Source organism: Massilia sp. R2A-15, assembly GCF_030704305.1.
Taxonomy (GTDB): domain Bacteria; phylum Pseudomonadota; class Gammaproteobacteria; order Burkholderiales; family Burkholderiaceae_D; genus JAFCUW01.
This window is the reverse complement of the sequence record NZ_CP131935.1, coordinates 290,494-315,983: the sequence shown is the minus strand read 5'-3', so window position 1 is coordinate 315,983 and position 25,490 is coordinate 290,494. Positions and strand designations below refer to the sequence as shown.

The following is a 25,490-nucleotide window of genomic DNA, read 5'->3' as shown; positions in this document are numbered from 1 at the left end:
GGATTCAGAATATGCCGCCCGGAATCGCTTTCATTGATATCGCGCAGACGCGCTCAATGGCACGGCGCGATGTTGCGAATGCGCTCAATCTCCGTTTTCAGCTGTGCCACGGTCGGCACCGGACTGAAGTCCAGCACCGGATACAGGCCGTCGTTCGGTCGCACCTCGATCGTATTCCAGGTTGAATAGAACAGGGCCGGCCTGGATGGATCGGCTTCCAGCCAAAGCAGATATCGGGCTCCCGGACGATACGTTGGCCTCGCAGGATCGGAAATCGAATAGTGTTGTCCGGCGATCCGGACCTGTCCCACATCGCTTACGACGACGAGACTATAGGGAATCCTGGCGCCCGGCTTCGCGTGCAAAGTCTTCACGAGGGAGAATTCCGTGCGCGTGAATATCTGCGTATGGTCGGACGATAGCGCCGAAGACTGTTGGCGCGCAGTGCCGACGACCACGGCGAAAGCGCTACAGATGGAACCATGAAATTCCCACTCGTGGGCGTCGCGGAAACCATGCTGGGCCAGGAACTCGGGCAGTGGAACCACGCGCTGGGCTTGCGTGATTCTTGTGACCGCGTGGACGCCGTTGGCGCCGGCCGGAATCTGCTCGACTGGAGGGCTCCAGGACTTGAATCGCAGTTCCGCGGCGGCGAAATCGGCCGCAGCCTGCGCAGATGCGTTGCCGGCAAAGACGAATGCGAGGGCGGCGAGGGAAAATCGGATCATGTCTGCGGCGCCTCTTCCTGGGCCGCGTCGGCGGTCCAGTCGTCCACCAGCGAATAGCCGACCGCCAGCAGGGTCGGTCCGATGAACATGCCGACGAAGCCGAACGCGATCACGCCGCCAAGCACGCCGAGGAACACCAGCAGGAACGGCAGGCTGCTGCCGCGCGAGATCAGCATCGGCCGCACCACGTTGTCGACGCCGGAAATGAGCACGGCGCCCCACACCAGCATGAACACGCCCCAGCCCGAACTCCCTTGCGCGAACAGCCACACGGCGGCGCCGCCCCAGATCAGCGGCGGGCCGACCGGCACCAGCGACAGCACGAAGGTCAGCACCGCCAGCAGCGGCACGGCCGGTACGCCGGCGATGGTAAAGCCGATCGCCGCCACCACCGCCTGCGCCAGCGCGGTGCCGAGCAGGCCGTACATCACGCCGCGCACGGTCTGGCTGACGGTCACCGATACCTTGGCGGCGCGCTCGCCGTAGACGCGCGCGGCCGCCACGCCGATCACGCGCATCAGCTGCTCGCCATCGCGGTACAGGAAGAAGCTGACGAAGGCGGCGATGCTCATCTGGACCACGCCGCCGCCCAGCAGCAAGCCGCCGCTGGTGAGGAAGTGGCGCGCCGGGTCGAGCATGCGCTTGGCCAGTTCAGTCATCTGCTCGCGGCTGGCGACCAGGCCGTTGATGTACTGGTCCAGCCACGGGCCCACCAGCGGCACCTTCTGCAGCCAGGCCGGCGTCTGCACGTCGCCGCCGTCGATGGTGGCCTTGACCTGCTCGAAGATGCGCGCGACGTCGTCGGCCATGTTGTAGGCGACCAGCGCGATGGGGATGATGACGAGCAGCGTGAGCGACAGCGTCATGGCGAGCGCGGCGAACGTGCGCCGTCCGCGCATGCGCGCGAGAAGCCGCCGGTACATCGGCCAAGAGGAGATCACGACGGCGGCGGCAAACAGGATCGCCGCCAGGAACGGCCGCAGCACGACCACGCAGCCGAGGGTCAGCAGCAGGATGGTCCCGAGCTGGGCGTAGTTCTTGCCGAAGCGCGCCTCCATGCGCGTCAGTTCAGCAGCTGTTTGAGGTCATGCACGATCGGCCCGGCGCCCTGCCCGTGGCGCAGGAACAGGCGCACCTTGCCCTCCTTGTCGTACACGTAGCTGCCGGCGGTGTGGTCCATCGAATAGCTGCCCGGCTCCTTGCCCGGCACCTTTGCGTAGAACACCTTGAATTCCTTGGCCACTTTCGCGGTCGCCGCGGCGTCGCCGCGCAGGCCCAGGAAGCGCTTGTCGAAGGCCGGCACGTACTGGGACAGCAGTTCCTGCGTGTCGCGCTCGGGATCGACGGTGATGAACAATACCTGTACCTGGTCGGCCTGCGGTCCCAGCTCCTTCATCACGTTGGCCAGTTCGGCCATCGTGGTCGGGCACACGTCGGGGCACTGGGTGTAACCGAAGAAGACCAGCACCACCTTGCCCTTGAAATCGGCCAGCGTGCGCGGCTTGCCGGTATGGTCGGTCAGCGCGAAATCCTGCGCGTACTGCAGGCCCGTGACGTCGGTGTTCTGGAAGCTGGGCGGCTTGGTGCAGGCCGACAGCCCGAGCGCCATGGCGGCGGCAAGGGCGGATACCGCGAGCAGTTTCTTCATTCTTAGAACTTGAGGTAGTGGTCGACCAGCAGCGCGGCGAACAGCAGCGACAGGTAGATGATCGACCAGGTGAACGCCTTGCGCGCAATTTGGTCCGTGTAGTGGCGGTACACGCGCCACGAATGCCACAGGAAGACGATGTTGAGGATCGCAGCGGCAGCCAGGTAGATCACGCCGCTCATGTGCACCGCGAACGGCAGCATGGTGGTCGCGGCCAGCGCGATCGAATACAGCCAGACGTTAAAGCCGGTGAACTGCATGCCGTGGGTGACCGGCAGCATCGGCAGGCCGGACCTGGCGTAGTCGTCGCGCCGGTACATCGCCAGCGCCCAGAAGTGCGGCGGGGTCCAGACGAAGATGATCAGCACCAGCAGCCAGGCCTGCATCGGCACGTCGTTGGCGATTGCGGCCCAGCCCAGCGCCGGCGGCATCGCGCCCGACAGGCCGCCGATGACGATGTTCTGAGGCGTGGCCGGCTTGAGGATCATCGTGTAGATCACCGCATAGCCGACGAAGGTGACGAAGGTCAGCCACATCGTCAGCGGATTGACGAGGAAGTACAGCACCGCCATGCCGGCGCCTCCGATCACGGCGGAGAACACGACGGTCTGGGTCTTGGTCAGTTCGCCCATCGCGGTGGCGCGGCGCGCGGTGCGGGCCATGCGCGCGTCGATCTCGGCTTCGAGCAGGCAGTTGACGGCGAACGCGGCGCCGGCCAGCAGCCAGATGCCGATGGTGGCGGCGACCACCAGGCGCCACGGCGGCAGCGATTCGGTCGACAGGAACATGCCGATCACGGCGCAGAACACCGCCAGCTGGGTCACGCGCGGCTTGGTCAGCGCCCAGTACTGGGCCATGCGGTTGCCCGGCTTGCGCGGTTTTTGTGTTGCGGTTTGACTTGTCATGAGGGGATGCGGCGCGCGATGTCGAGTTGGTACTTGACCTTGTAGTTTAACATGGTCACCAGCAGCACCAGCAGCGCAGCGCCGGCGTTATGCAGCACGGCGATGGCCAGCGGGAAGCTCAGGAACACGGTGGCGGCGCCGGTTGCGGCCTGCGCCGCCAGCACGATCGCCATGTTGCGCGCGGTGGCGCGCAGCGTCGCGTGCGGCCATGCGCGCCACGCGGTGAAGCCCAGAACCACGACGACCACCAGCGCGAAATTGCGGTGCACCCAGTGGATCGCCGATAGCGCGGCGAACGGCAGGTAGTGGCCGGCCGCGGTCTTGCCCAGCTCGCGCCACAGCGTGAAGCCGTGCCGGTAGTCCATCGGCAGGCCGCCGCAGCCAGGGAAGTCGGTGCAGGCCAGCGTGGCGTAGTTGGTGCTGACCCAGCCGCCCAGCGCAAGCTGCACGAACAGCACGGCCAGCGACAGGATCGCCAGCGCGCGCACGCCGCGCAGCGATGAAGGCCGCGGGTCCGGCCGCTGCGGCTTGACCAGGTAGTCCTCGCGCCCGCCCAGCCAGGTCAGCATCGCCAGCAGGCCCATGCCGAGCAGCAGGTGGATGGTCACGATCACCGGCTGCAGCTTCATCGTCACGGTCCAGGCGCCGAACGCGCCTTGCAGGCAGACGAACAGGAACAGCGCGGTCGGCAGCGCTGGCGCGAACGCGTCGCTGCGGCTGCGGCGCCATTGCAGCCAGGCCTTCGCCATCAGCGCGATGATCAGCACGCCAATGCCCATTGCCAGGTAGCGGTGGATCATCTCGATCCAGGCCTTCACCACGGTGACCGGGCCGGTCGGCAGCAGGGCTTCGGCGGCGCTGATCTGCTCGTGCGCGAGGAAAGGATTGGCCAGGCCGTAGCAGCCCGGCCAGTCGGGGCAGCCGAGGCCCGAGTCGGTCAGGCGCGTGAAGCCGCCGAACACGATCAGGTCGAAGGTCAGGAACACCGCGGCCCACACCAGCTTGCGGTACTTGTTGGCGTCCGAGGACATCCAGACCATCGCCAGCGGCAGGCTTGCCGCCATCAGTCCGGTGACGCCCAGTTGTGCGAGGGTCGACAGCTGCATCGTTTATCCGATCGCCGATGCTTTGAGCAGCCTGGCGATGTCCTTCTTGACCTTGGCGTAGTGCTGCACCTTCTGCGCTTCGGTGCTGCCGGCCGGCGCGGGCGGGAAGCGCATCATCAGGTTGCCGAGCGGGTCGATCAGGAAGATCGAATCGTCCAGCGAGGCGCCCTTCTCCAGCGGCAGCCACTTTGCCACGGCTTCGCGCGGCGCGCGCAGCATGCGCACGCCATCGAGTTCGCGGATCAGCATCGTCTCCATCGGTTCGGCGTCGGTCACCAGCCACACGCGCTCGATGCGCTCCATGTCCTTGCCCTGCATTGAGCGCACCTGGCGGATCGCGAACATCTGGTCCATGCAGTCTTTCGCGCAGGCCGACGGGCCGACTTTCAGCATGATCCACTTGCCCTTGTATGCATCGAGCTCGGTCGGTTTGCCGTCCAGCGTGGTCGCGCCCAGGGCCGGAATCGGATGCGCGCGCGGGTCGATCAGGTCGCCGTAGTTGGTGCGGCCGGACGGCTTGATGACGAAGTAGGTGAGGTAGGAAAAAATCAGCGGCGCGGCGCATACGGCCAGCACGGCCAGCAGCTTCCAGCGGCCGCGGTTCTGTTGCGAGTTATTGGTCTGGGTCTGTTCCACGTCGAAATCCTGTCACGATAAAAAAAAGCGCGGCCATCACGGCCAGCGCATACCACTGAAACTGGTAGCCCTGGTGCTTCTCGACGCCCAGCGCGGGCGCCGGCCAGTTGCGCGCCAGGCCGTCGCCGCTGTCGCCGGTCTGCTCGACAAAATATGGCGCAACCTGCAGGCCGCTGGCCGCGGCGAATGCGCCGGCGTCGATATTCTGCACGATCGCACCGGGTTTGAGGGGCGCGGGCTCGCCCAGCTGCATCAGGTGGCCGAGCGTGGGCTTGACGACGCCTTCGATCGTCAGCGTGCCTGGCGGCGTGGCGAACGGCGGCAGCTGGTTGACGTCGGCCTGGTTGCGCGGCAGCCAGCCGCGCGCGACCAGCACGTGCAGGGCCGAGCCTTCGAGCCTGAACGGCATCACCAGCACGACGCCGGCGCGGCCGTCCAGCGGGCGGTTGTTCAGCGCGACCGGCCAGCCGGCGACGAACTGCCCGGTCAGCTTGACGCGCCGGTACGCCAGCGACGCACCATCCGCGGACGGGGCGAGTTCCAGTGGCGCCATCGCGCTCATCGCGGCGAGCTTGTGTGCGACGGCCAGCTTCTCGGCGGCGCGCCGCCCCTGCCAGTTGCCCAGCGCCACGCCGAGCACGACCAGCGCCAGCGTTGCCGCGAACGGAATCGGCCGAAACCGGAAACTACGCATTACAATGATTCCTTTGCCAAACTTCTTCCGCCCATGAAAATCATCGTCGCCATCGCCTTCGTCCTGATCCTGAGCAGCCTGGGCGTGGCCTTGTTCTTCCTGATGCGCGACAAGGGCAAGAGCAACCGCACGGTGCAGGCGCTGGCGATGCGCGTGGGCCTGTCGATCACCCTGTTCCTGCTGCTGCTCGGCGCCTACAAGATGGGCTGGATCGCACCGACCGGCCTGCGCTACTAGCGTGTCGTACCTGCGAAGGCAGGTACCTATACTGAATACGCTTCCCGACTACTGCTTGCTCAGCATGGGTACCTGCCTTCGCAGGTACGACAACCCTCATTTCAGAAAAAAGCCGCACGGGGATCCGATCCCGCGTGCGGCTTTTTCATGCGGGCGGCACGCCGGCCGCCCAGCCATTACATCCAGTAGACGACGACGTACAGGCCCAGCCAGACGACGTCGACGAAGTGCCAGTACCAGGCAGCGCCTTCGAAACCGAAGTGGTGCTCCGGCGTGAAGTGCCCCTTCAGCACGCGGTACAGCATCACCGACAGCATGATCGCGCCGATCGTCACGTGGAAGCCGTGGAAGCCGGTCAGCATGAAGAAGGTCGAGCCGTAGATGCCCGAGGTCAGCTTCAGGTTCAACTCGCTGTAGGCGTGCATGTATTCGTAGGCCTGGAAGCCCATGAAGGTCGCGCCCAGCAGGATCGTGGCGAACAGCCAGAACGCGGTCTTGGCGCGGTGGCCGGCGCGCAGGGCGTGGTGCGAGATCGTCAGCGTCACGCCCGAGGTCAGCAGCAGCGCGGTGTTGATGGTCGGGATCGGGAACGGGCCCATGGTCGAGAACGGCTCGATGGTGCCGGCGGGACCGGTGCCGCCCCAGTGCGCGGCGAAGTCTGGCCAGATCATCTTGTGATCGAGGTCGCCCAGCCATGGCAGGGTGATCGAGCGGGCGTAGAACAGCGCGCCGAAGAAGGCGCCGAAGAACATCACCTCGGAAAAGATGAACCAGCTCATCGACCAGCGGAACGACGAGTCGATGCGGGCGTTGTACTTGCCCGACTCGGATTCGCCGATGGCGTCGCCGAACCAGAAGTACAGCACGATCAGCGTGGACAGGATGCCGGCGAGGTTGAGCATCGGACCCCAGCTGGCGCCGTTGACCCAGCCGGCCGCGCCGGCCATCGTGGCCAGCATCGACATGCCGGCAAACAGCGGCCACTTGGAAGGACCCGGCACGTAATAATATGGCGCGGCGTTTGGTGCACTCATCTTCATCTCCTAAATCAAGCTTCTTATTCGTTGAATTTCTTGATGCCGGGGTCAGACCAGCTGGTCTGACCACTTGGTCTGACCCCGGTTTTACTTCGCTACCGCAATCTTTACCACTACCACCAGCACGCCGATGAACAGCGCCACTCCGAGCAGCGCGGCAATGATCAGGTGCACCGGATTCAGGTTGGCCGAATCGTGCTCGTAATCGCTGCGCTTGCGGATTCCGAAAAATGACCAGAACACCGCTTTCATCGTGGCGCCGAACGACGCCTTGCGTCCGGCTGCCTTCTTCAATTCATCCATCAGGGCCCCTACTTCGCCGCAACGGCGCCGGCCACTTCAAAAAACGTGTACGACAAGGTGATCGTCTTCACTTCCCGCGGCAGCGCCGGGTCGATGAAGAACACCACCGGCATCTGGCGCGCTTCGTGCGGGCCCAGTGTCTGCTGCTTGAAGCAGAAGCACTCGACCTTCTTGAAGTGCGGCGTCGCCGACTGCGGCGCGTAACTCGGTATCGCCTGCGCCTGCACCGTGCGGTCCTGCGTGTTCACTACTTCGTACATCACCGTGGCCAGCTCGCCCGGGTGGACGTCGATGCTGCGGGTGGTCGGGCGAAACCGCCACGGTCCCTGCGCATTGCCGTCCAGCTCGACCGTGACGGTGCGGCTCTTGTCGACCTGGGTATTGGCCGGCCGCGCCACGGTACCATCCTTCTGCGTCAGCACGTTGATGCCGAGCAGTTCGCACATCTGCTTGTACACCGGCACCAGCGCATAGCCGAAGCCGAACATCACGACCGCCACCACCACCAGCTTGCCGAGCATGGCCCGGTTCAGGCGCAGGCGCCCGCTCGGTTCGGTCGCCATCTCAGCTCAGCCAGATGCGCTTGACGAAAACCATCGCGAAGAAGAACAGCGCGACCCCGGCAAGGATCAGGCCCAGTTTCGCGTTGCTCTTTTTCTTCGGCTCATTCATCGCAATATACTTGACTACTCAACTAATTATTTGACCAGCGGCGGCGTTTCGAAGGTGTGGAACGGCGCCGGGCTCGGCACGGTCCACTCCAGGCCTTCGGCGCCATCCCATGGCTTGGCCGGCGCCTTGGCGCCACCGCGGATGGTCGGGATCACCACGAAGAACAGGAAATACACCTGCGACAGGCCGAAGCCGAAGGCGCCGATGGTGGCCACCATGTTGAAGTCGACGAACTGCGCCGGATAGTCGGCGTAGCGGCGCGGCATGCCGGCCAGGCCCAGGAAGTGCATCGGGAAGAAGGTCACGTTGAACCAGATCAGCGAGTTCCAGAAGTGGATCTTGCCGCTCGTTTCGTTGTACATGTGGCCGGTCCATTTCGGCGACCAGTAGTAGAAGCCGGCGAACAGCGCGAACAGGGAGCCCGCCACCAGCACGTAGTGGAAGTGCGCCACCACGTAGTAGGTGTCCTGCAGCTGGATGTCGATCGGGGTCACGGCCAGGATCAGGCCGGTGAAGCCGCCCATGGTGAACACGAAGATGAAGCCGACGGCGAACAGCATCGGGGTCTCGAAGGTCATCGAGCCTTTCCACATCGTGGCGACCCAGTTGAACACTTTAACGCCCGTTGGCACCGCGATGAGCATCGTTGCGTACATGAAGAACAGCTGCGACGTCACCGGCATGCCGGTGGTGAACATGTGGTGGGCCCAGACGATGAACGACAGGATCGCGATCGAGGCGGTCGCGTACACCATCGAGGCGTAGCCGAACAGCGGCTTGCGGGCGAACGCCGGCAGGATCTGCGAGACGATGCCGAATGCCGGCAGAATCATGATGTAGACCTCGGGATGGCCGAAGAACCAGAAAATGTGCTGGTACATGACCGGGTCGCCGCCGCCGGCGGCGTTGAAGAACGAAGTGCCGAAGTGGCGGTCGGTCAGCGTCATGGTGATCGCGCCGGCCAGAACAGGCATCACGGCGATCAGCAGGTAGGCGGTGATCAGCCAAGTCCAGCAGAACATCGGCATCTTCATCAGCGTCATGCCGGGAGCGCGCATGTTGAGGATGGTGACGATGATGTTGATCGAGCCCATGATCGACGAGGCGCCCATGATGTGCAGCGCGAAGATCGCCATGTCCATGCCCGGGCCCATCTGGGTCGACAGCGGCGCGTACAGCGTCCAGCCGGCGGCGGTGGCGCCGCCCGGCACGAAGAACGAGGTCGCCAGCAGGATCGCGGCCGGCGGCAGCAGCCAGAACGAGAAGTTGTTCATGCGCGCGAACGCCATGTCGGAGGCGCCCACCTGCAGCGGGATCATCCAGTTGGCGAAGCCGACGAACGCCGGCATGATCGCGCCGAACACCATCACGATGCCGTGCATGGTGGTGAGCTGGTTGAAGAATTCAGGCTGGAAGAACTGCAGGCCGGGACGGAACAGTTCCGAGCGGATCATCAGTGCCAGCACGCCGCCGGACATCAGCATGGTCAGCGAGAACCACAGGTACAGCGTGCCGATGTCCTTGTGGTTGGTGGCGAACAGCCAGCGGCCGATGCCGTGCGGGGCGCCGTGGTCGTCGTGGCCGTGCGCGTGGTCGTGTGCGTGATCGATGGTGGTGCTTGTGGTCATCTTCTACTCCCGATTACTTGCGTGCAGCCAGGACTTCGGCTGGTTGAACGATGTTTTCCGCGGCCTTGTTCGACCAGTTGTTGCGGGTGTAGGTGATCACCGCGGCGATATCCGAGTCCGACAGCTGCTTCCAGGCCGGCATCTCCGACGGGAACTTGCCGCTCTTCTTGCCGTTCAGCAGGACGTGGACCTGGTCAGCTTTCGGACCATTGACCACCGGCGAACCATCGAGGGCCGCAAACGCGTTCGGGACGCCCTTGCCGTTGGCCTGGTGGCAGACCACGCAGTTGGTCGCGTAGACCTTCTCGCCCTTGGTCTTCAGTTCGTCGATCGTCCACACTTTCGATGGATCGTCGGCCAACGCCGCCATTTCCTTCTTCTTGCCGGCGACCCAGGCCGAGTAGTCGGCTTCGGACACGACTTTCACGACGATCGGCATGAAGGCGTGCTCCTTGCCGCACAATTCCGCGCATTGACCGCGGAAGGTGCCGATTTTCTCGGACTTGAACCAAGTATCGCGCACGAAGCCGGGAATGGCGTCCTGCTTGACGCCGAACGCCGGAATCATCCAGGCGTGGATCACGTCGTTGGCGGTCAGCACGATGCGGACCTTCTTGTTGACCGGCACGACGACTTCGTTATCGACTTCCAGCAGGTAGTTCTCGGTGCGCGCCATGGTCGGCTCGACGCCTGGCGAGCCGACTTGCGAGCGCGGCGTGGACAGGCTCGACAGGAAGGAGATGCCCTCGCCTTCGCCCTTCAGGTAGTCGTAGCCCCATTTCCACTGCATGCCGGTGGCCTTGATGGTCAGGTCGGCGCCCGAGGTATCCTTCATCGCCACCACGGTCCTGGTGGCCGGCAGCGCCATTCCGATGACGATCAGGAACGGCACGATGGTCCAGGCGATTTCGACGGCGGTCGATTCGTGGAAGGTGGCAGGCTTGTGGCCCAGCGAGCGGCGGTGCTTGAACACCGAGTAGAACATGACGCCGAACACGGCGATGAAGATGGCGACGCAGACGATCATCAGTCCGGTGTGCAGCGAGTAGATCTCTTCCGCGATGCGCGTCACGGGAGGCTGCAGGTTCAACTGGTATTCCACCGGACGTCCTGTCACTTCGGGCCCGGCCATCGCCGGGACGCTGGCAGAGATTGCCAACCCGAGCATCAAGGCTTGAAGTCGCTTTGCATATGTCATGTTTTCCCCAACCACCCAAGAATAAAAAATAATTTTTATCGTCAGCGAGCCAAAACACGGATCGCCGCATTCCCATACCGTCGCGCAAAAAGGCTCCCTGACTGCGGGAACCACTGACATCGACCACGAGTGAGCAAAGCACACCGATGAACGACGACACTTGCTATTGCGGCTGCCGGCCACACATGCATGTTGACGCCATAACTGCTTGTTTTTTAAGCATTCATGGCGGAGCCGGCAAAATTAGTCGTTGATTATACTCAGGGAGTAGCAATACCATCAAGAAAAAAGGTTTCCTTTACTTCATCTAGCGGCGGGGCTGGAAACGCACGATCGCCTCTCCTGCGGCGGTGACCCGCGGCGCCGGCCGGAACGCGTGGCCGTAGATCACTTCGAAGCTCAGCGCCAGCTTGCCGTCGGGCCGGCGGCCGCGTTCCAGCGCCTGCTCCAGCCGGGCCCGCGCTGCCCTGCCGAGCAGCCCGCGCGAACGGGTAGCCAGCGGATTGCCGCCCAGGGCGCGCACGTCGGCCAGCAGCGCCGCCGTGGTGTCGTAGGTCACGGTGATCACTTCCATGTCCATCACCGGCGTCGAGAAGCCGGCTTCGACCAGCTGGTCGCCGAAGTCGTGCATGTCCACGAACGGCAGCACGTGCGGGTGCTCGTCCACCTCGGCGAACGCGGCGCGCAGCTCGCGCAGGGTGTCCGGGCCGAAGTTGGAAAACATCAGCAGGCCCTCGACGCGCAGCACCCGGCGCCATTCGGCGAACACGCGGTCCGGCTGCGGGTGCCAGTGCAGCGCCAGGTTCGACCACACCAGGTCGAGCGAGTTCGGGCCGAACGGCAGATCGCCGAAGTCGCCGGCCAGCACGTCCACGCCAGCCTTGGCCGGCAGCAGGCGGCTTAGCAAGCCTTTCGCCGCCGATACCGGCGCATCGGCCAGCATGGCGGGCGCCGCATCGACGCCGATCACCTGGGCCGCCGGATAGTCCTTCTGCAGCACGGCCAAGTCGGCGCCGGCCCCGCAGCCGGCGTCGAGCACGCGCTGGGGCGCGATCTTCACCAGTTCCAGGCGGTCGTGCATGCGGCTGGCGATCTCGCGGCGCAGGAAGTCGGACGGGGCGACGCGCGCCGGGCGGGCGAACAGGCGGCGCACCCGCGACAGCTCGATCGGCGCGCTCATTTTGGAGGAGGATTGGGGGGAAACCATGGCGTCGTGCGGTGAAATGAGATAATGGCGGCAGTGTACATGGTTGTTCCATTTTCGTTCCAGGACCGTCCGATGCCGACAAGCCCGCGCCGCTGGCTGCACACGATGGCGCACGCGCTGCTGCCCTCGTCCTGCGCGCTGTGCGGCGGGCGCTGCGAAGGCGCGGTCTGTCCGCCCTGCCATGCGCAGTTCGTCACGCGTTCGCCGCGCTGCCCGCGCTGCGCCAACCCGGCCGGCGCCGCGGACGCGGGGCGCGAATGCGCGGCCTGCCTGCAGCGGCGGCCGGCGTACGACGCCACCCTGGCCGGCGCCGACTACCTGGCGCCGCTCGACCAGCTGGTGCTGCAACTGAAGTTCGGCGGCAAGCTCGCGCTGGCGCCCTGGTTCGCCCGGGTGCTGCGCGACGCGGTGATCGACAGCGGCGGCCTGGTCCTGCCGAATGTGCTGTGCCCGGTGCCGCTGGGACGCCGGCGGCTGGCCGAACGCGGCTTCAACCAGGCGCTCGAGATGGCGCGGCCGCTGGCCAAATCGCTCGGGGTGCCGCTGGCGCCGCGGCTGGCGGTCCGCGCGCGCGACACCGAGGCGCAGTCGGGCGTGGCGCCGGACCAGCGCGGCAAGAACATCCGCCACGCCTTCATCGTCGCGCCCGACGCGCTGGCGATGGTGCGCGGGCAGCACATCGGCGTGGTCGACGACGTCATGACGAGCGGCCACACGCTGCACGAACTGGCCGCCACGTTCAAGCGCAACGGCGCCGCGCGGGTCACCAACTTCGTGTTCGCGCGCACCCCGCCACGTTAGGGGTCTGGTCCCGCGGACCTGACCCCATGTTGAGCATCTCGGCGACACCGGGCGAAATCACAATGGGGTCAGGTCCGTGGGACCAGACCCCCATGCTAATTGGCACTGCAGCCATTAAATATTAGAAGGAGAAGTCACTTGTTCCATGTCGTCCTGGTCGAACCCGAGATCCCGCCGAATACCGGCAACATCATCCGCCTGTGCGCCAACACCGGCGCCCAGCTGCACCTGATCGAGCCGCTCGGCTTTCCGCTCGACGACGCCAAGATGAAGCGCGCCGGCCTCGATTACCACGATTACGCGACCATGAAGGTGCACAGGAACTGGGACGCGTTCATCGCCGACACCCAGCCCGACCCGGCGCGCATGTTCGCCCTGACCACGCACGGCTCGTCGCCGTTCGCCAGCGCGCACTTCCAGCCGGGCGACGTGTTCGTGTTCGGCGCCGAGACGCGCGGCCTGGCGCCCGAGCTGCGCGAATCGTTCCCCCCGGCCCAGCGCATCCGCCTGCCGATGCGCCCCGACAACCGCAGCCTGAACCTGTCGAACACGGTGGCCGTCGTGGTGTACGAGGCGTGGCGCCAGAACGGCTACGCCGGCGGCGCATGAGCACGTCGTGGCCAATCAGGGACACACGCCGAATCTTCGTTGCGAGGTCAATGCGAAGTTGCTAATGTGAGGTGTGGGACTGCGGCCGCACGCACCCGTTGCGGGCAGGCCCCAGGCGTAGTCCCCAATGGACGTTCCTGACAGGAGCACGTACCATGCCCGACACCACCTCACCCGCCTTCCCGGCACCGCTGAGCGACAACTGCCTCCGGGACGTCCACCGCAAGCTGTCCAGTATCCGCGACCGGCTGCAGCTCGATCGCGCCTCCGAGGCCTACCGCTTCCTGTGCGGCAGGAACTGCACGCCGGGCGGCAACGCGCTGGGCGAAGCCATCAAGGCGTTCAAGCGGCAATTCATGCCGAAAGCCCGCCAGGACGACAGCCTCGATTCCGCCACCTGGACCAGGCTGAGCGACATCGCCGGATCGACCTTTGCAGAGGTCTGGCAATACGAACTGGACGCACTGCGCGCGCGCCGCCATCAGGTCGAGGACGGCGTCCAGGCGCCGCCGGTCAAGTCGGCGGAGCAGCGCGCGCAGGAGCAGGACGACACGGTGCGGGCCAGGCACAGTCTCACGCACCCGAGGCCGGCTCACGAGACCGTCCACGACGCATCGGGGGCGCCGCTTCGCACCCGCCCCGCGGACGAGGAACGGGTCATCGAACAAGCGCACCAGGACCAGCTGGCGGGCCTCGCCTTCTCCGGCGGCGGCATTCGCAGCGCGACTTTCAACCTGGGCATATTGCAGGCGCTCGCGGAACTGGACCGGTTGCGGCACTTCGATTACCTGTCCACCGTCTCAGGCGGCGGCTACATCGGCAGCTGGCTGTCCAAATTGCTCAAGGGCCAATCGGGCAACCTGGGCGCCGTGGCCACCGCGCTGTCCCCCGGTACCCAGTCCGTACCGCGCCAGCAGGAAGCCGACGAAATCCGTTTCCTGCGCCAGTACAGCAACTACCTGACGCCGCGCACCGGCTTGTTCAGCGCCGACACGTGGGCCATGCTGGCGACCTACTTGCGCAATACCCTCCTGAACCTGACGATCCTCGGCTCGCTGCTGGGCGCGGCGCTGATCGTCCCGCGCCTGCTGGCGTTCGCCGCCGAGGCGGGCAAATACTACGCCCCCTGGTTCGCGGGGTTCGGCGCCATTACCGCGCTGTGGGCGGTGTTCTACATCGCCCTGAGCATCTCCAGCGGACCCGATCCCGTGACCAAACAATGGCGTCACGGCCAGGAACAATCGCGGATTCTGCGCTACGTGGTCGCGCCCTTGCTGGCGTCGGCCTTCGCGTCGAGCGTCGCGATTTGGCAATACAGCGAGAACTTCGTCAACATCTGGAACCTGATCCCGCCCACGACGGTGCATCCCGTGCTGACCTGGCTGCTCGCGCCCGGGCTGGCTTACTTCAGCGCCTGGGCCCTGGGCTGGCTGCTTGCGCAATGGCGCAATCGGGCGGACTCGGGCGCGCCGATTCCCTGGCGCCGGGGCGTGAGCGAGGGCTTCGGCCACTTCCTGTTCGCCCTCATGGCCCTCGGCGCCGGGGCATTGGCGCTCACATGGTCGGTGACCGAACTGTCGAACTGGCGCCCGGCGCGCGCCACCCTCAACGACGATGGGCAGGGAATGCTGCTGGTCAGCTTCGGCATCCCCTTCCTGCTCAGCGTGTTCGGCATCGCCATGATCCTCGCGATCGGGCTGGTGGGACGCATGTACAACGACAAGAGCCGCGAATGGTGGAGCCGGCAAGGCGGCTGGACCGCGATCGCCGCGCTGGCGACCTTCGCCCTGACCGCGGTCAGCCTGTTTGCGCCGCCCTTTCTCGGCTGGGCGTACTTTCATCTGGACGGCTGGGTCCAGGCCCTGATCGGCAGCGCGTGGATGGGCACCACCCTGGCCGGCCTGGGTGTTGGGCACAGCAATACCACCCGCAAGCGCGATGCACCTGCCTACCTCGATTGGGTCGCGGCGCTGGCGCCGCTGGTGTTTTCGATCGGCGCCCTGGTCTTCGTGTCCACCATCGTCTATTTCATGATGCTGCCGTCGGCGCCGCCCAGCGCCTGGGGCGGGCCGCAGTACGCCGAGTGGACGCAGGCCTTCGCCACCTATTTCACCGAGGCCGCGCGCATCTCCCCCTGGAAAGCCGCGGAGGTGATGGCGGCCCTGCTCGTGGTCGGACTGTTCCTGGCCCGGCGTGTCGACATCAACAAATTCTCGCTCTACATGATGTACCGGAACCGCCTGGTGCGCGCCTATCTCGGCGCCAGCAATCCCGACCGCAATCCGAACCCGTTCACCGGCTTCGACGAAAACGACGACGTCAACCTGGACGACCTGCTCGCCACCCAGGGCGTCATCCAGCGGCCCTACCAGATCATCAACACCACCCTGAACCTGGTCAAGGGCAAGGAGCTGGCCTGGCAGACCAGGAAAGCCGGCGGGTTTGCCATGACCCCGGGATTTTGCGGCTTCGAGCTGCCCCGCATGTCGTCGGCCAGTCACGCGCAGGCGGTGCACGAGGCGGAACGCGGCTGCTTCCGGCCGACGTGGGGCTATCGCCAGCAGACCGGGGCTACCATCGATGAAGAGTCGGGCGTCAAACTGGGCATGGCGATGGCCATTTCCGGCGCGGCGGCCAGCCCCAACATGGGTTACCACTCGTCGCCCGCCTTGTCGTTCCTGATGACGCTGTTCAATGTGCGGCTGGGCCGCTGGTTCGCCAATCCGCGCAGCGAGCAGTGGTCGTCCGCGGCGCCGAAATTCGGCATGAAATACCTGCTCTACGAGCTGTTCGGCCTGACCGACGCCGACTCGCCGTTTGTCTATCTGTCGGACGGCGGCCATTTCGAGAACCTCGGCATTTACGAACTGGTACGGCGGCGCTGCCGGCTGATCGTCGTGATCGACGCCAGCGCGGACGGCCAGCTCAATTTCGAGGGACTGGGTAACGCGATCCGCAAATGCGCGACCGACCTGCACATCGAGATCGACATCGACGCGAACCTCCTGTTGCCGAAGCCGCAGACCGTATTCAGCCAGGCGCACTGCGTCGTTGGCGAGATCCTGTACGACCGCACCGACCCGAAGTCGGCCAGGGCGCAGAACGGCACGCTGTTGTACATCAAGCCGTCGCTGATGTCGGACGAATATGCCGAAGTGCTCAACTACCGCAAGACCAACAAGGATTTCCCGCACCAGAGCACGGCCGACCAGTGGTTCGACGAAACCCAGTTCGAGAGCTATCGCTCGCTGGGATACCGGATCGGCATGGCGGTGTTCGACCTGTCGCCACCCGGACCGCCACCGCCGCCCGCGCCGGCGCCCGCCGGCAGCAGCGCGCCGATCCCGTCCTGGGCCCACGCGCTGAAAGAAAAATGGGGCGCGAAGGAAAAGGAGAAATCCCCTGCGATGGCAACCTCGGTCGAGGCGCAAACGCCGAAAGAGAGCACGCAAGGAGAACCGGCGACGCCAGCCGATAGCCCCGAACCCAGCCATGCCAAGGGCGGCTAGCGCAGCCGGTCGGACGCCGATGAGAGCGGCGCGCAGCGGCTGACGCCGCCGAAGCGCGGGTTCAGGCCTGCTGGCGCACTTTCGTCAGCAGTTTGGTGGTCGAGCGGTCGTGCTCGAAGTCGATCGCCACCGCCCGGCCGCCGTAGGCCAGCACCGCCTGCCCTTCGGGGATCGCCGTCATATCGTAGTCGCCGCCCTTGGCGTAGATGTCCGGCCGCGCTTCAAGCGCCACTTCGAGCGCGGTGTCCTCGTCGAAGTCCACCACCAGGCTGACCGATTCGAGCGCGGCCAGCACGGCCATGCGGTCGGCGCAGGTGTTGAGCGGCCGTTCGTCGCCCTTGCCGAGGCGCTTGACCGAGGCGTCGGTATTGGCCGCCACCACCAGCGAGGCGCCCAGCGCGCGCGCCTGCGCGAGGTAGGTGACGTGGCCGCGGTGCAGGATGTCGAACACGCCATTGGTCAGCACCACCGGCTTGGGCAAGGCGGCGACGCGCTGTTTCAGTTGTTCTCGGGTGCAGATCTTGGATTCGAAATCGGACATGGGTCTTGTTAAGATAGGGTCAGGTCCGCAGGACCAGACCCCTTTGTTGGCTACGGGGTCTGGTCCTGCGGACCTGACCCCATCTTGTTTTCCTGCCACTGACGCAGCAGCTGCCTTGCGCCCGCATCGAGCCGGTCCAGTTCGACGTCATGAACGTGATCGACAATCATCAGCGCATACACCCGCGCCAGCACCTTCACCTCGGCCGACAGCGCATGCTCGTTGCCGCGCGCCGGCTGGCGCTCGCGCCACCAGTTGATCGCCGCCTCCAGCTCCTGCAGGCTCAGTCGCATTTACTCCTCCGGCTCGTCCTCCACCAGCATCGACAGGTCGTCCGACGTCGTCTTGCCGGCCATTTCCGGCTCCTTGCGGTCGCCGCGCAGCTTGATCTGCAGGCGCAGGCCGTTGGCCGAGTCGGCGTTGCGGATCGCCTCGTCGTAGCCGATGTAGCCTTTGTTATACAGCTCGTACAGCGCCTGGTCAAACGTGCACATGCCCAGCTCGCGCGACTTGTGCATGATCTCCTTGATGCCCTGGAAGTTCCCCTTCAGGATCATCTCGCCGATCGTCGCCGTGTTCAGCAGGATCTCGATCGCCGCCTTGCGGCCCTTGCCGTCCTCGGTGCGCACCAGGCGCTGCGAGACGATCGCGCGCAGGTTCGACGACAGGTCCATCAGCAGTTGGCTGCGCCGCTCTTCCGGGAAGAAGTTGATGATCCGGTCCATGGTCTGGTTCGAGTTATTCGCGTGCAGCGTGCCAAGGCACAGGTGGCCCGTCTCGGCGAACGCGATCGCGTGCTCCATGGTTTCGGTGTCGCGGATCTCGCCGATCAGGATCACGTCCGGCGCCTGGCGCAGCGTGTTTTTCAGCGCGTTGTGCCACGAGTGGGTGTCCACGCCGACTTCGCGGTGCGTGATCAGGCAGCCCTTGTTCTTGTGGACGTATTCGACCGGGTCTTCCACCGTGATGATGTGGCCGGCCGAATTGGCGTTGCGGTAGTCGATCATCGCTGCCAGCGTGGTCGACTTGCCCGAGCCGGTGCCGCCGACGACCAGCACCAGGCCGCGCTTGGTCATGATGACGTCCTTGAGCACCTCCGGCAGGTCGAGCTTCTCGAAGTTCGGGATTTCGGAGGCGATCGTGCGCACCACCATCGCCACGCACTGCTGCTGGACGAAGACGTTGACGCGGAAGCGGCACACGTTGGGCAGCGAGATGGCGAAATTGCACTCCATCTCGGCTTCGAATTCGGCCTTCTGCTTGTCGTTCATCAGCGACAGCGCCAGCGCGCGCGTGACTTCGCCCGACAGCTTCTGTTGGCTCAGCGGCTTCATCGCTCCCTGGTGCTTCATCGACGGCGGGAAATCGGCCGACACGAACAGGTCGGAGCCGCCCTGGTGATGCATCACGGTGAGCAGTTTGTGGATATACGCCTGCGCTTCGGCGGGCCCAAAAGTGGTGGACATGCGGTTCTCTCAAGGATGCAGCGGCGAACAAACCGCCTTCGGGGCAATTATATCGACTGGCCTTCCGGTAAAATATAAATTCTTTGCTGACTAAAAAGCAACTATCTGTCAATATGGAGTCATTGGCGCCTTTCTCCTCTTGAAGGTTCAATCCAACCATGACCCTGACCGAACTGAAATATATCGTTGCCGTCGCGCGTGCGAGACATTTCGGGCATGCCGCCGAGGCGTGCTACGTCGCCCAGCCCACCTTGTCCGTCGCCATCAAGAAGCTCGAAGACGAGTTGGGCGTCGTGCTGTTCGAACGCGGCGGCGCCGAGGTGTCGGTCACGCCGCTCGGCGCACAGATCATCGCCCAGGCCGAGCGCGTGCTCGAGCAGACCGCGGCGATCAAGGAGCTGGCCAAGCAGAACAAGGATCCGCTGGCCGGGCCGCTGCGCCTCGGCGTGATCTACACGATCGGCCCCTACCTGCTGCCGCCGCTGGTGAAGAACCTGATCGAGAACGTGCCGCAGATGCCGCTGGTGCTGCAGGAGAATTTCACCGTGCGCCTGCTCGAACTGCTGCGCCAGGGCGAGCTCGACGCGGCCATCATGGCGCTGCCGCTGCCCGAGCACGGCATGGCGATGCAGACGCTGTACGACGAGCCGTTCGTGGTCGCCACGCCGAAGCATCATCCGTGGGCCGGCCGCAAGACCGTCGCGGCCGAAGACCTGAAATCGGAAACCATGCTCTTGCTGGGCAATGGCCACTGCTTCCGCGACCAGGTGCTGGAGGTGTGTCCGGAGATGGCGCGCTTCTCCGCGCCGGGCAACGGCATGCAGCGCACTTTCGAAGGCTCGTCGCTCGAGACGATCCGCCACATGGTCGCCAGCGGCATCGGCCTGACCGTGCTGCCGCGCGCGTCGGTGCCGGACATGAAGGACAGGAACGGCATGCTCAGTTTTGTGCCGTTCAGCGCGCCGGTGCCGTCGCGCCGCGTGGTGATCGTCTGGCGCAAGAGCTTCACGCGGCGCGCGGCGATCGACGCGATCTGCGATGCAGTGGCGCAGTGCGACCTGCCGGGCGTGGAGATGGTGGCGCCTGAAGCGGCCGCCGCTTGATCGTTCGGAGCGAACCATGAATCAGGAATCACGTTGGAAGCAGCGCTTCGACAACTATCGACGCGCACTGGCGACCCTGGACAAAGCGGCCGCCCTGGCGCAACAACGTCCGCTGTCGGAGCTGGAGCAGCAGGGTTTGATCCAAGGCTTCGAGTTCACGCACGAACTCGCGTGGAACATGCTGAAGGATTTTCTGGAGGAACAAGGGGTCTCCGGCCTGATCGGCTCTCGCGACGCCATCCGTACGGCTTTCAAGAATGACCTGATCGCGGACGGCGAGACCTGGATGGACATGATCAAGGATCACAATCTCAGTTCCCATACCTATCAACTGGATTTGGCTAACCGGATCGCCGCCGATATCCTGACGCGCTTCTACCCTGCTTTCCAGGCGTTGGCTGAAACCATGACGAAGATAGCCAATGGCGAGGACAAGTGATGGACTTCGGATTGCCAGACGCTGCGATTGAAAAAATCCGATTGGCGTTGGCGCGTCATCCGGAAGTCGAACAGGCGAAGCTGTACGGGTCGCGCGCGCGCGGCACCTTCAAGAACAGTTCCGACATCGACCTGACGCTTCAGGGCGAACAGCTCACGCACCGAACCTTGCTGCGCCTGATGGATGAACTAGACGATCTGCTGCTGCCGTGGATGATCGATCTTTCCATCTTCTCGGCGCTCGATCATCCAGCATTGCGCCATCAGATCGAACGGGATGGCGTGATTTTCTACGAGCGTGTACAACCCCGGGGTCAGGTCCGGCGGACCTGACCCCATTTTCTGTAGGCATGCCAACTTGCAAACCCGGTAGAATTCGGGCCATCGCCCATTCTCATCCGTACCAATGACCAAGCTGGCCCTGTACTTCAAACTGATCCGCGCCGACAAGCCGATCGGCATCCTGCTGCTGCTGTGGCCCACGCTGATCGCGCTGTGGCTGGCCTCGGACGGCCTCCCCGACATCAGGCTGCTGCTGATCTTCACCGTCGGCACCGCCCTGATGCGCTCGGCCGGCTGCGCCATCAACGATTACGCCGACCGCGACTTCGACAAGCACGTCAAGCGCACCGCCGAACGCCCGCTCACCAGCGGCAAGATCGCGCCGTGGGAAGCACTCGCGATCGCTGCCGCGCTGGCCGTGATCTCCTTCCTGCTGATCCTGCCGCTGAACGCGCTGACCAAGCAACTGTCGGTCGCCGCCGTCATCATCGCCGGCAGCTATCCCTACTTCAAGCGCTTCTTCGCAATCCCGCAGGCCTACCTCGGCATTGCCTTCGGCTTCGGCATTCCGATGGCCTTCGCCGCGGTGCAGAACCAGGTGCCGGCCGTGGCCTGGTCGCTGCTGGTGGCCAACGTGTTCTGGGCCGTCGCCTACGACACCGAATACGCCATGGTCGACCGCGACGACGACCTGAAGATCGGCATCCGAACCTCGGCCATCACCTTCGGCCGCTTCGACGTCGCCGCCGTCATGCTGTGCTACGGCGCCGCGCTGGCGATCGACCTGGCCTGCGGCTGGCTGCTCGGCCTGCGCTGGTGGTTCGTCGCCGGCGTCGCCGTGGCCGCGGCCATCGCCCTGTACCACTACACCCTGATTCGCGGCCGCGACCGGATGCGCTGTTTCGCCGCCTTCCGCCACAACAATTGGTTGGGTGCGGCCCTTTTTGCTGGAGTCGCGTTAGACTATGCATTAGGATAATATTGTCCCAATGACACGGCATCGTCCGTCCAACAATAACGAACTTACGAGGCTATCCCATGATGGAAAAAATCCCTACCCAGACCGGCGCGCGCGACCAACTGATGAACGACCTGAAATCGGTGATCCATGACGCCGAAAGCTGGATCCGCAACAGCTCGCTGACCGGCGAGGACCTGAAGGCGGCCAAGGAAAAATTCGAGCGCACCATCTCCAGCGCCAAGGCCGACCTGGTCCACTACCAGGAACTGGCTGTCGAGAAGACCAAGGAAGCGGCCAAGGCGACCGACGAATACGTGCACGAGAATCCATGGAAATCGGTCGCGATCGGCGCCACCGTCGGGCTGCTGCTCGGCGTGGCGATCTCGCGCGGCACCCGCTGATCGATGGCGATCGGCGCAGCGGTCGGGAGGATCGCGACCACCCTCGTCGCCATGGTCCAGACGCGCCTCGAGCTGGCGTCGGTGGAGATGGAGGAGCAGTCGCAGCGCTGGCTCGGCTACCTGCTGATGTCGATGCTGGCGCTGTTCCTGGCCGCGATCGCGATCGTGATGGGCGCCCTGTTCGTCATCATCCTGTTCTGGGACACGCACCGCATCGGCGCGGTGCTTGGCCTGGCCGCGGTGTTCGCACTGTCGGCGCTGGCGGTCGGGCTCAAGGTGCGCTCGGGGATGAAGGCGCAGCCGGCGCTGCTGTCGGCCACGATTGGCGAACTGCGCAAGGATCTCGAGTTCCTCAGCGCGGAAAGGCACGCCCATGACCACCAGTGAAAGACAGGCCGCGCTGATCGCGCAGTGCGCGCGCCAGCGGGTCGATGCGGCCGCGGAAGTGCGGGCGCTGCTGCAGCCGGTCAGTTCCGGGACGGGGTTCAAGCTGCCGATGACGATTGCCGGCGTCGTGCTGGGGATGATCGCCACCCGCTCGGGGCGTGCGATGCCGATGCTGACCGCTGGCTTGAGTTTGTGGAAACTGGTGAAAAAAGTACTGCCGATGCTGCGCCGTTAGCACGTCGTTCCTGCGGAGGCAGGAACCCATGCTGAATATCTCTGGCTCAGTATGGGTTCCTGCCTCCGCAGGAACGACAACCTTTAATCTGCGCCGAGCTGCTCGCCCAATTCCCGCCCGCGCGCCGCCGCCGCCTTGACCGCATCGACAATCGCCTGCTTCACCCCGGCCTGCTCCATGCTGGTGATAGCCGCATAGGTCGTGCCGCCCTTCGACGTCACCCGCTCGCGCAGCACCGCCACCTCATCTGCCGACTGCGCCGCCAGCTGCGATGCGCCGACAAAGGTCGCCAGCGCCAGCTGCTTGCCCTGCTCCGCCGACAATCCCAGCTCCTCGGCCGCCTGCTGCATCGCCTCGATAAAGTAAAACACATACGCCGGCCCGCTGCCCGACACCGCCGTCACCGGATCGATCAGCGCCTCGTCGTCCAGCCACACGGTCGCGCCCACCGCGCGCATGATGTCGCCGGCCGCCGCCTTCTGCGCGTCGCTCACCCCGGCCATCGCCACCATGCCGGTGATGCCCTGCCCGATCAGCGCCGGCGTGTTGGGCATCGTGCGCACGATCGCGCCGTAGCCGCCCAGCCAGCGCGACAGGTCGGCGCCGCGGATGCCGGCCGCGATCGACAGCAGCAGCGGCTGCGCCTCGGCCAGTTGCGGCATCAACTGCGCCGCCACTTCGCGCATCTGCTGCGGCTTCACCGCCAGCACGATCACGTCGCTGGCGCCGGCCTTCGGCCCGATCTCGGTGGCTGTGCTGACGCCGTAGCTGTCCTTCAGCCGCGTCAGCTGTTCAGGGTTCGGATCGACAACGTGAATGTTTTCGCCCGCGGTGAGCTGTCCCGCCAGGCCGGCGATGAGCGCCGACGCCATGTTGCCGCCGCCGATGAACGTGATCTTCATGCCTTGTCCTTGTTGTCGTAATTGCGCGCGCCGAAAATGGCGCTGCCGACGCGCACGATAGTGGCGCCTTCCGCGATCGCCGCCTCGAGGTCCGCCGACATCCCCATCGACAGCGTGTCGAGGTCGAATCCGTCGGCGCGTAGCTGATCGAACAACATGCGTACCCGCGCGAACGCCGCCCGTTGTTTTGACACGTCAGTTTCCGGTTCGGGAATGGCCATCAGTCCGCGCAGTTTCAGGCGCGACAGCGCCGCCACCTGGCGCGCCAGTTCGGGCAGTTCTTCGGGCGTGGCGCCGCTTTTGCTGGCCTCGCCGCTGATGTTCACTTGCAAACAGATGTTCAGCGGCGGAAGGTCATCCGGCCGCTGCTCGGACAGCCGCTGGGCGATCTTCAGGCGCTCGACCGTGTGCACCCAGGCGAAGCTGGCCGCGATCGGTCGCGTCTTGTTGCTCTGGATCGGCCCGATGAAATGCCATTCGATGGCTTCGCCCGGCAGCGCGGCGCCAACCGCGGCGATCTTGTCGATCCCTTCCTGCAGGTAGTTTTCGCCGAACGCGCGCTGGCCGGCAGCCACCGCTTCGAGCACGGCGCCGGCCGGAAAAGTCTTGGACACGGCGAGCAGTTGCACCGTTCCCGGAGCGCGCCCGGAGGCCTTGATCGCGGCCTGGATTGTCTCATCGACAGCTTGCAGTTTGTGGGCGATTGTGGACATAATCTTGTCAGCGGGCAATTAATAGCGGTCCGAGTCGGTGCAACACGCGCATACTTGCAACACGCGCCCCTCCACGGCACAGGGATTATAAATGGACATCTCCGAATTACTCGCTTTCTCCGTCAAGAACAAGGCTTCCGACCTGCACCTGTCGTCCGGCCTGCCGCCGATGATCCGCGTGCACGGCGACGTGCGCCGCATCAACCTGCCGCCGCTCGAGCATAAGGACGTGCACGGCATGATCTATGACATCATGAACGACGGCCAGCGCAAGCAATACGAGGAAGTGCTCGAATGCGACTTCTCGTTCGCCATCCCGGGCCTGGCGCGCTTTCGCGTCAACGCCTTCAACCAGGAACGCGGCGCCGCCGCCGTGCTGCGCACGATTCCGTCGAAGATCCTGTCGCTCGAAGACCTGAACGCGCCGAAGATTTTCGCCGAACTGGCGATGAAGCCGCGTGGCCTGGTGCTCGTGACCGGCCCGACCGGCTCGGGCAAATCGACCACGCTGGCGGCGATGGTCAATCACCTCAACGAAAACGAGTACGGCCACATCCTCACCATCGAGGACCCGATCGAATTCGTGCACGACTCGAAGAAGTGCCTGATCAACCAGCGCGAAGTCGGCCCGCACACGCTGTCGTTCAACAACGCGCTGCGCTCGGCGCTGCGTGAAGACCCGGACTGCATCCTGGTCGGCGAATTGCGCGACCTGGAAACCATCCGGCTTGCCCTGTCGGCCGCCGAAACCGGCCACCTGGTATTCGGCACGCTGCATACCTCGTCGGCGGCCAAGACCATCGATCGTATCGTCGACGTGTTCCCGGCCGACGAAAAGGAAATGGTGCGCGCGATGCTGTCCGAATCGCTGCAGGCGGTGGTCTCGCAGACCCTGCTGAAGACCAAGGACGGCTCCGGCCGCGTGGCCGCGCACGAGATCATGATCGGCACGCCGGCGATCCGCAACCTGATCCGCGAAGCGAAGATCGCGCAGATGTATTCGGCGATCCAGACCGGCAGCAACGTCGGCATGCAGACGCTGGACCAGAACCTGACCGACCTGGTCAAGCGTAATATCATCTCGCTTGGCGCCGCGCGTAACGCCGCCAAGACGCCGGATAACTTCCCCGGCTAATTTTCAGG

The 25,490-nt window shown here is 64.9% G+C and carries 31 protein-coding genes; 12 read left to right on the top strand and 19 right to left on the bottom strand.

Translation table 11 applies throughout. The features are described from left to right. Positions 1–53 precede the first annotated feature (53 nt). Genes Q4S45_RS01465 through Q4S45_RS01435 form a run of 7 tightly spaced genes read right to left on the bottom strand, consistent with a single transcriptional unit; the run spans position 54 to position 5,717 of the window. On the bottom strand, positions 54–728 hold the full coding sequence (locus Q4S45_RS01465) for a hypothetical protein (RefSeq protein WP_305508467.1): 675 nt from the start codon (positions 726–728) through the stop codon (positions 54–56). Then, complete coding sequence (locus tag Q4S45_RS01460) at positions 725–1,786, bottom strand: AI-2E family transporter (RefSeq protein ID WP_305508465.1); 1,062 nt, start codon at positions 1,784–1,786, stop codon at positions 725–727. Before Q4S45_RS01460 ends, Q4S45_RS01465 begins: the two co-directional genes overlap by 4 nt. Positions 1,787–1,791: 5 nt before the next feature. After that, entirely contained in the window at positions 1,792–2,376 is a 585-nt protein-coding gene (locus Q4S45_RS01455) for an SCO family protein (RefSeq protein ID WP_305508463.1), read from the bottom strand. A gap of 2 nt (positions 2,377–2,378) precedes the next feature. Further along, entirely contained in the window at positions 2,379–3,281 is a 903-nt protein-coding gene (gene cyoE, locus Q4S45_RS01450; protein WP_305508461.1) for a heme o synthase, read from the bottom strand. After that, complete coding sequence (locus Q4S45_RS01445; protein WP_305508460.1) at positions 3,278–4,387, bottom strand: heme A synthase; 1,110 nt, start codon at positions 4,385–4,387, stop codon at positions 3,278–3,280. Before Q4S45_RS01445 ends, cyoE begins: the two co-directional genes overlap by 4 nt. Positions 4,388–4,390: 3 nt before the next feature. After that, positions 4,391–5,023, bottom strand: coding sequence for a cytochrome C oxidase subunit I (locus Q4S45_RS01440; protein ID WP_305508458.1), 633 nt, complete (start codon positions 5,021–5,023; stop codon positions 4,391–4,393). Beyond that, entirely contained in the window at positions 5,001–5,717 is a 717-nt protein-coding gene (locus Q4S45_RS01435; protein ID WP_305508456.1) for an SURF1 family protein, read from the bottom strand. Before Q4S45_RS01435 ends, Q4S45_RS01440 begins: the two co-directional genes overlap by 23 nt. Before the next feature lie 33 nt (positions 5,718–5,750). Between Q4S45_RS01435 and Q4S45_RS01430 the strand changes: the two genes are divergently transcribed. Continuing rightward, positions 5,751–5,954 (top strand): twin transmembrane helix small protein, encoded by a 204-nt coding sequence (locus tag Q4S45_RS01430; RefSeq protein WP_305508455.1) that lies wholly within the window; start codon positions 5,751–5,753, stop codon positions 5,952–5,954. A 176-nt stretch (positions 5,955–6,130) separates the two neighbouring features. Here Q4S45_RS01430 and Q4S45_RS01425 read toward each other — a convergent pair whose 3' ends face one another. The 7 genes from Q4S45_RS01425 to Q4S45_RS01395 all read right to left on the bottom strand — a co-directional run bounded on the left by Q4S45_RS01425 (position 6,131) and on the right by Q4S45_RS01395 (position 11,972). Beyond that, positions 6,131–6,988: a cytochrome c oxidase subunit 3 gene (locus tag Q4S45_RS01425; RefSeq protein WP_305508453.1), complete on the bottom strand. Its 858-nt coding sequence runs from the start codon at positions 6,986–6,988 to the stop codon at positions 6,131–6,133. Positions 6,989–7,078: 90 nt separating this feature from the next. Continuing rightward, the gene (locus tag Q4S45_RS01420) at positions 7,079–7,294 is read right to left on the bottom strand and encodes a DUF2970 domain-containing protein (protein ID WP_305508452.1); all 216 of its coding nucleotides are present in this window, start codon (positions 7,292–7,294) and stop codon (positions 7,079–7,081) included. 8 nt (positions 7,295–7,302) lie between these two features. Next, a complete protein-coding gene (locus Q4S45_RS01415) occupies positions 7,303–7,857 on the bottom strand; it encodes a cytochrome c oxidase assembly protein (protein ID WP_305508451.1) in 555 nt (184 codons plus the stop codon). A gap of 1 nt (position 7,858) precedes the next feature. Next, complete coding sequence (locus Q4S45_RS01410) at positions 7,859–7,966, bottom strand: cytochrome oxidase small assembly protein (protein WP_305508449.1); 108 nt, start codon at positions 7,964–7,966, stop codon at positions 7,859–7,861. Positions 7,967–7,992: 26 nt separating this feature from the next. After that, on the bottom strand, positions 7,993–9,594 hold the full coding sequence (ctaD, locus tag Q4S45_RS01405) for a cytochrome c oxidase subunit I (RefSeq protein WP_305508447.1): 1,602 nt from the start codon (positions 9,592–9,594) through the stop codon (positions 7,993–7,995). A 13-nt stretch (positions 9,595–9,607) separates the two neighbouring features. Then, complete coding sequence (gene coxB, locus Q4S45_RS01400; protein ID WP_305508446.1) at positions 9,608–10,792, bottom strand: cytochrome c oxidase subunit II; 1,185 nt, start codon at positions 10,790–10,792, stop codon at positions 9,608–9,610. A gap of 307 nt (positions 10,793–11,099) precedes the next feature. Next, positions 11,100–11,972 (bottom strand): methyltransferase domain-containing protein, encoded by an 873-nt coding sequence (locus tag Q4S45_RS01395; protein ID WP_305508444.1) that lies wholly within the window; start codon positions 11,970–11,972, stop codon positions 11,100–11,102. Positions 11,973–12,071: 99 nt separating this feature from the next. On the opposite strand from Q4S45_RS01395, the gene Q4S45_RS01390 reads away from it, so the two are divergent. The 3 genes from Q4S45_RS01390 to Q4S45_RS01380 all read left to right on the top strand — a co-directional run bounded on the left by Q4S45_RS01390 (position 12,072) and on the right by Q4S45_RS01380 (position 16,918). Further along, positions 12,072–12,800 carry a ComF family protein gene (locus Q4S45_RS01390; protein ID WP_305508443.1) on the top strand — a complete coding sequence of 243 codons (729 nt, stop codon included), beginning with the start codon at positions 12,072–12,074 and terminating at the stop codon, positions 12,798–12,800. A 138-nt stretch (positions 12,801–12,938) separates the two neighbouring features. Further along, on the top strand, positions 12,939–13,409 hold the full coding sequence (gene trmL / locus Q4S45_RS01385) for a tRNA (uridine(34)/cytosine(34)/5-carboxymethylaminomethyluridine(34)-2'-O)-methyltransferase TrmL (RefSeq protein WP_305508441.1): 471 nt from the start codon (positions 12,939–12,941) through the stop codon (positions 13,407–13,409). A 155-nt stretch (positions 13,410–13,564) separates the two neighbouring features. Beyond that, complete coding sequence (locus tag Q4S45_RS01380; protein ID WP_305508439.1) at positions 13,565–16,918, top strand: patatin-like phospholipase family protein; 3,354 nt, start codon at positions 13,565–13,567, stop codon at positions 16,916–16,918. Positions 16,919–16,979: 61 nt separating this feature from the next. On the opposite strand, the gene Q4S45_RS01375 is transcribed toward Q4S45_RS01380, so the two are convergent. From Q4S45_RS01375 to Q4S45_RS01365, 3 genes are read right to left on the bottom strand one after another with little or no spacing between them, the layout of a single operon-like run. After that, on the bottom strand, positions 16,980–17,459 hold the full coding sequence (locus tag Q4S45_RS01375) for an adenylyltransferase/cytidyltransferase family protein (protein ID WP_305508437.1): 480 nt from the start codon (positions 17,457–17,459) through the stop codon (positions 16,980–16,982). Positions 17,460–17,509: 50 nt separating this feature from the next. Continuing rightward, positions 17,510–17,752 carry a DUF3717 domain-containing protein gene (locus Q4S45_RS01370; RefSeq protein ID WP_305508435.1) on the bottom strand — a complete coding sequence of 81 codons (243 nt, stop codon included), beginning with the start codon at positions 17,750–17,752 and terminating at the stop codon, positions 17,510–17,512. Then, complete coding sequence (locus tag Q4S45_RS01365; RefSeq protein WP_305508433.1) at positions 17,753–18,925, bottom strand: PilT/PilU family type 4a pilus ATPase; 1,173 nt, start codon at positions 18,923–18,925, stop codon at positions 17,753–17,755. It lies immediately after the preceding gene. A 158-nt stretch (positions 18,926–19,083) separates the two neighbouring features. Here Q4S45_RS01365 and Q4S45_RS01360 point away from each other — a divergent pair, with 158 nt between their 5' ends. The 7 genes from Q4S45_RS01360 (at position 19,084) to Q4S45_RS01330 (ending at position 22,732) form a co-directional block, all read left to right on the top strand. Continuing rightward, positions 19,084–20,028: a hydrogen peroxide-inducible genes activator gene (locus tag Q4S45_RS01360; RefSeq protein ID WP_305508431.1), complete on the top strand. Its 945-nt coding sequence runs from the start codon at positions 19,084–19,086 to the stop codon at positions 20,026–20,028. 16 nt (positions 20,029–20,044) lie between these two features. Then, positions 20,045–20,467 (top strand): nucleotidyltransferase substrate binding protein, encoded by a 423-nt coding sequence (locus Q4S45_RS01355; RefSeq protein WP_305508429.1) that lies wholly within the window; start codon positions 20,045–20,047, stop codon positions 20,465–20,467. Then, the gene (locus Q4S45_RS01350; RefSeq protein ID WP_305508427.1) at positions 20,467–20,799 is read left to right on the top strand and encodes a nucleotidyltransferase family protein; all 333 of its coding nucleotides are present in this window, start codon (positions 20,467–20,469) and stop codon (positions 20,797–20,799) included. The genes Q4S45_RS01355 and Q4S45_RS01350 overlap by 1 nt, the downstream gene beginning before the upstream one ends. A 73-nt stretch (positions 20,800–20,872) precedes the next feature. Next, the gene (gene ubiA, locus Q4S45_RS01345) at positions 20,873–21,727 is read left to right on the top strand and encodes a 4-hydroxybenzoate octaprenyltransferase (protein WP_305508425.1); all 855 of its coding nucleotides are present in this window, start codon (positions 20,873–20,875) and stop codon (positions 21,725–21,727) included. A 59-nt stretch (positions 21,728–21,786) separates the two neighbouring features. Then, positions 21,787–22,110 (top strand): YqjD family protein, encoded by a 324-nt coding sequence (locus Q4S45_RS01340; protein WP_305508423.1) that lies wholly within the window; start codon positions 21,787–21,789, stop codon positions 22,108–22,110. Between the two features lie 3 nt (positions 22,111–22,113). Further along, the gene (locus Q4S45_RS01335) at positions 22,114–22,497 is read left to right on the top strand and encodes a phage holin family protein (RefSeq protein ID WP_305508421.1); all 384 of its coding nucleotides are present in this window, start codon (positions 22,114–22,116) and stop codon (positions 22,495–22,497) included. Then, positions 22,484–22,732 carry a hypothetical protein gene (locus Q4S45_RS01330; protein ID WP_305508419.1) on the top strand — a complete coding sequence of 83 codons (249 nt, stop codon included), beginning with the start codon at positions 22,484–22,486 and terminating at the stop codon, positions 22,730–22,732. Before Q4S45_RS01335 ends, Q4S45_RS01330 begins: the two co-directional genes overlap by 14 nt. An 83-nt stretch (positions 22,733–22,815) precedes the next feature. On the opposite strand, the gene proC is transcribed toward Q4S45_RS01330, so the two are convergent. Both proC and Q4S45_RS01320 read right to left on the bottom strand, forming a co-directional pair. After that, positions 22,816–23,634, bottom strand: a complete 819-nt coding sequence (proC, locus tag Q4S45_RS01325) for a pyrroline-5-carboxylate reductase (RefSeq protein WP_305508417.1) — start codon at positions 23,632–23,634, stop codon at positions 22,816–22,818. Then, complete coding sequence (locus Q4S45_RS01320) at positions 23,631–24,347, bottom strand: YggS family pyridoxal phosphate-dependent enzyme (RefSeq protein ID WP_305508415.1); 717 nt, start codon at positions 24,345–24,347, stop codon at positions 23,631–23,633. Before Q4S45_RS01320 ends, proC begins: the two co-directional genes overlap by 4 nt. A gap of 91 nt (positions 24,348–24,438) precedes the next feature. Here Q4S45_RS01320 and Q4S45_RS01315 point away from each other — a divergent pair, with 91 nt between their 5' ends. Then, positions 24,439–25,482 carry a type IV pilus twitching motility protein PilT gene (locus tag Q4S45_RS01315; RefSeq protein WP_305508413.1) on the top strand — a complete coding sequence of 348 codons (1,044 nt, stop codon included), beginning with the start codon at positions 24,439–24,441 and terminating at the stop codon, positions 25,480–25,482. Positions 25,483–25,490: the final 8 nt, after the last annotated feature.

Coding starts and splice junctions, on each gene's coding strand:
- ctaD (WP_305508447.1), bottom strand. CDS start 9,594: ATGACCACAAGCACCACCATCGATCACGCACACGACCACGCGCACGGC.
- ubiA (WP_305508425.1), top strand. CDS start 20,873: ATGACCAAGCTGGCCCTGTACTTCAAACTGATCCGCGCCGACAAGCCG.
- Q4S45_RS01390 (WP_305508443.1), top strand. CDS start 12,072: ATGCCGACAAGCCCGCGCCGCTGGCTGCACACGATGGCGCACGCGCTG.
- Q4S45_RS01360 (WP_305508431.1), top strand. CDS start 19,084: ATGACCCTGACCGAACTGAAATATATCGTTGCCGTCGCGCGTGCGAGA.
- Q4S45_RS01370 (WP_305508435.1), bottom strand. CDS start 17,752: ATGCGACTGAGCCTGCAGGAGCTGGAGGCGGCGATCAACTGGTGGCGC.
- Q4S45_RS01350 (WP_305508427.1), top strand. CDS start 20,467: ATGGACTTCGGATTGCCAGACGCTGCGATTGAAAAAATCCGATTGGCG.
- proC (WP_305508417.1), bottom strand. CDS start 23,634: ATGAAGATCACGTTCATCGGCGGCGGCAACATGGCGTCGGCGCTCATC.
- Q4S45_RS01340 (WP_305508423.1), top strand. CDS start 21,787: ATGATGGAAAAAATCCCTACCCAGACCGGCGCGCGCGACCAACTGATG.
- Q4S45_RS01455 (WP_305508463.1), bottom strand. CDS start 2,376: ATGAAGAAACTGCTCGCGGTATCCGCCCTTGCCGCCGCCATGGCGCTC.
- Q4S45_RS01415 (WP_305508451.1), bottom strand. CDS start 7,857: ATGGCGACCGAACCGAGCGGGCGCCTGCGCCTGAACCGGGCCATGCTC.
- cyoE (WP_305508461.1), bottom strand. CDS start 3,281: ATGACAAGTCAAACCGCAACACAAAAACCGCGCAAGCCGGGCAACCGC.
- Q4S45_RS01365 (WP_305508433.1), bottom strand. CDS start 18,925: ATGTCCACCACTTTTGGGCCCGCCGAAGCGCAGGCGTATATCCACAAA.
- Q4S45_RS01410 (WP_305508449.1), bottom strand. CDS start 7,966: ATGAATGAGCCGAAGAAAAAGAGCAACGCGAAACTGGGCCTGATCCTT.
- coxB (WP_305508446.1), bottom strand. CDS start 10,792: ATGACATATGCAAAGCGACTTCAAGCCTTGATGCTCGGGTTGGCAATC.
- Q4S45_RS01330 (WP_305508419.1), top strand. CDS start 22,484: ATGACCACCAGTGAAAGACAGGCCGCGCTGATCGCGCAGTGCGCGCGC.
- Q4S45_RS01380 (WP_305508439.1), top strand. CDS start 13,565: ATGCCCGACACCACCTCACCCGCCTTCCCGGCACCGCTGAGCGACAAC.
- Q4S45_RS01315 (WP_305508413.1), top strand. CDS start 24,439: ATGGACATCTCCGAATTACTCGCTTTCTCCGTCAAGAACAAGGCTTCC.
- Q4S45_RS01465 (WP_305508467.1), bottom strand. CDS start 728: ATGATCCGATTTTCCCTCGCCGCCCTCGCATTCGTCTTTGCCGGCAAC.
- Q4S45_RS01435 (WP_305508456.1), bottom strand. CDS start 5,717: ATGCGTAGTTTCCGGTTTCGGCCGATTCCGTTCGCGGCAACGCTGGCG.
- Q4S45_RS01445 (WP_305508460.1), bottom strand. CDS start 4,387: ATGCAGCTGTCGACCCTCGCACAACTGGGCGTCACCGGACTGATGGCG.
- Q4S45_RS01425 (WP_305508453.1), bottom strand. CDS start 6,988: ATGAGTGCACCAAACGCCGCGCCATATTATTACGTGCCGGGTCCTTCC.
- Q4S45_RS01395 (WP_305508444.1), bottom strand. CDS start 11,972: ATGAGCGCGCCGATCGAGCTGTCGCGGGTGCGCCGCCTGTTCGCCCGC.
- Q4S45_RS01335 (WP_305508421.1), top strand. CDS start 22,114: ATGGCGATCGGCGCAGCGGTCGGGAGGATCGCGACCACCCTCGTCGCC.
- Q4S45_RS01460 (WP_305508465.1), bottom strand. CDS start 1,786: ATGGAGGCGCGCTTCGGCAAGAACTACGCCCAGCTCGGGACCATCCTG.
- Q4S45_RS01320 (WP_305508415.1), bottom strand. CDS start 24,347: ATGTCCACAATCGCCCACAAACTGCAAGCTGTCGATGAGACAATCCAG.
- Q4S45_RS01420 (WP_305508452.1), bottom strand. CDS start 7,294: ATGGATGAATTGAAGAAGGCAGCCGGACGCAAGGCGTCGTTCGGCGCC.
- Q4S45_RS01430 (WP_305508455.1), top strand. CDS start 5,751: ATGAAAATCATCGTCGCCATCGCCTTCGTCCTGATCCTGAGCAGCCTG.
- Q4S45_RS01375 (WP_305508437.1), bottom strand. CDS start 17,459: ATGTCCGATTTCGAATCCAAGATCTGCACCCGAGAACAACTGAAACAG.
- Q4S45_RS01355 (WP_305508429.1), top strand. CDS start 20,045: ATGAATCAGGAATCACGTTGGAAGCAGCGCTTCGACAACTATCGACGC.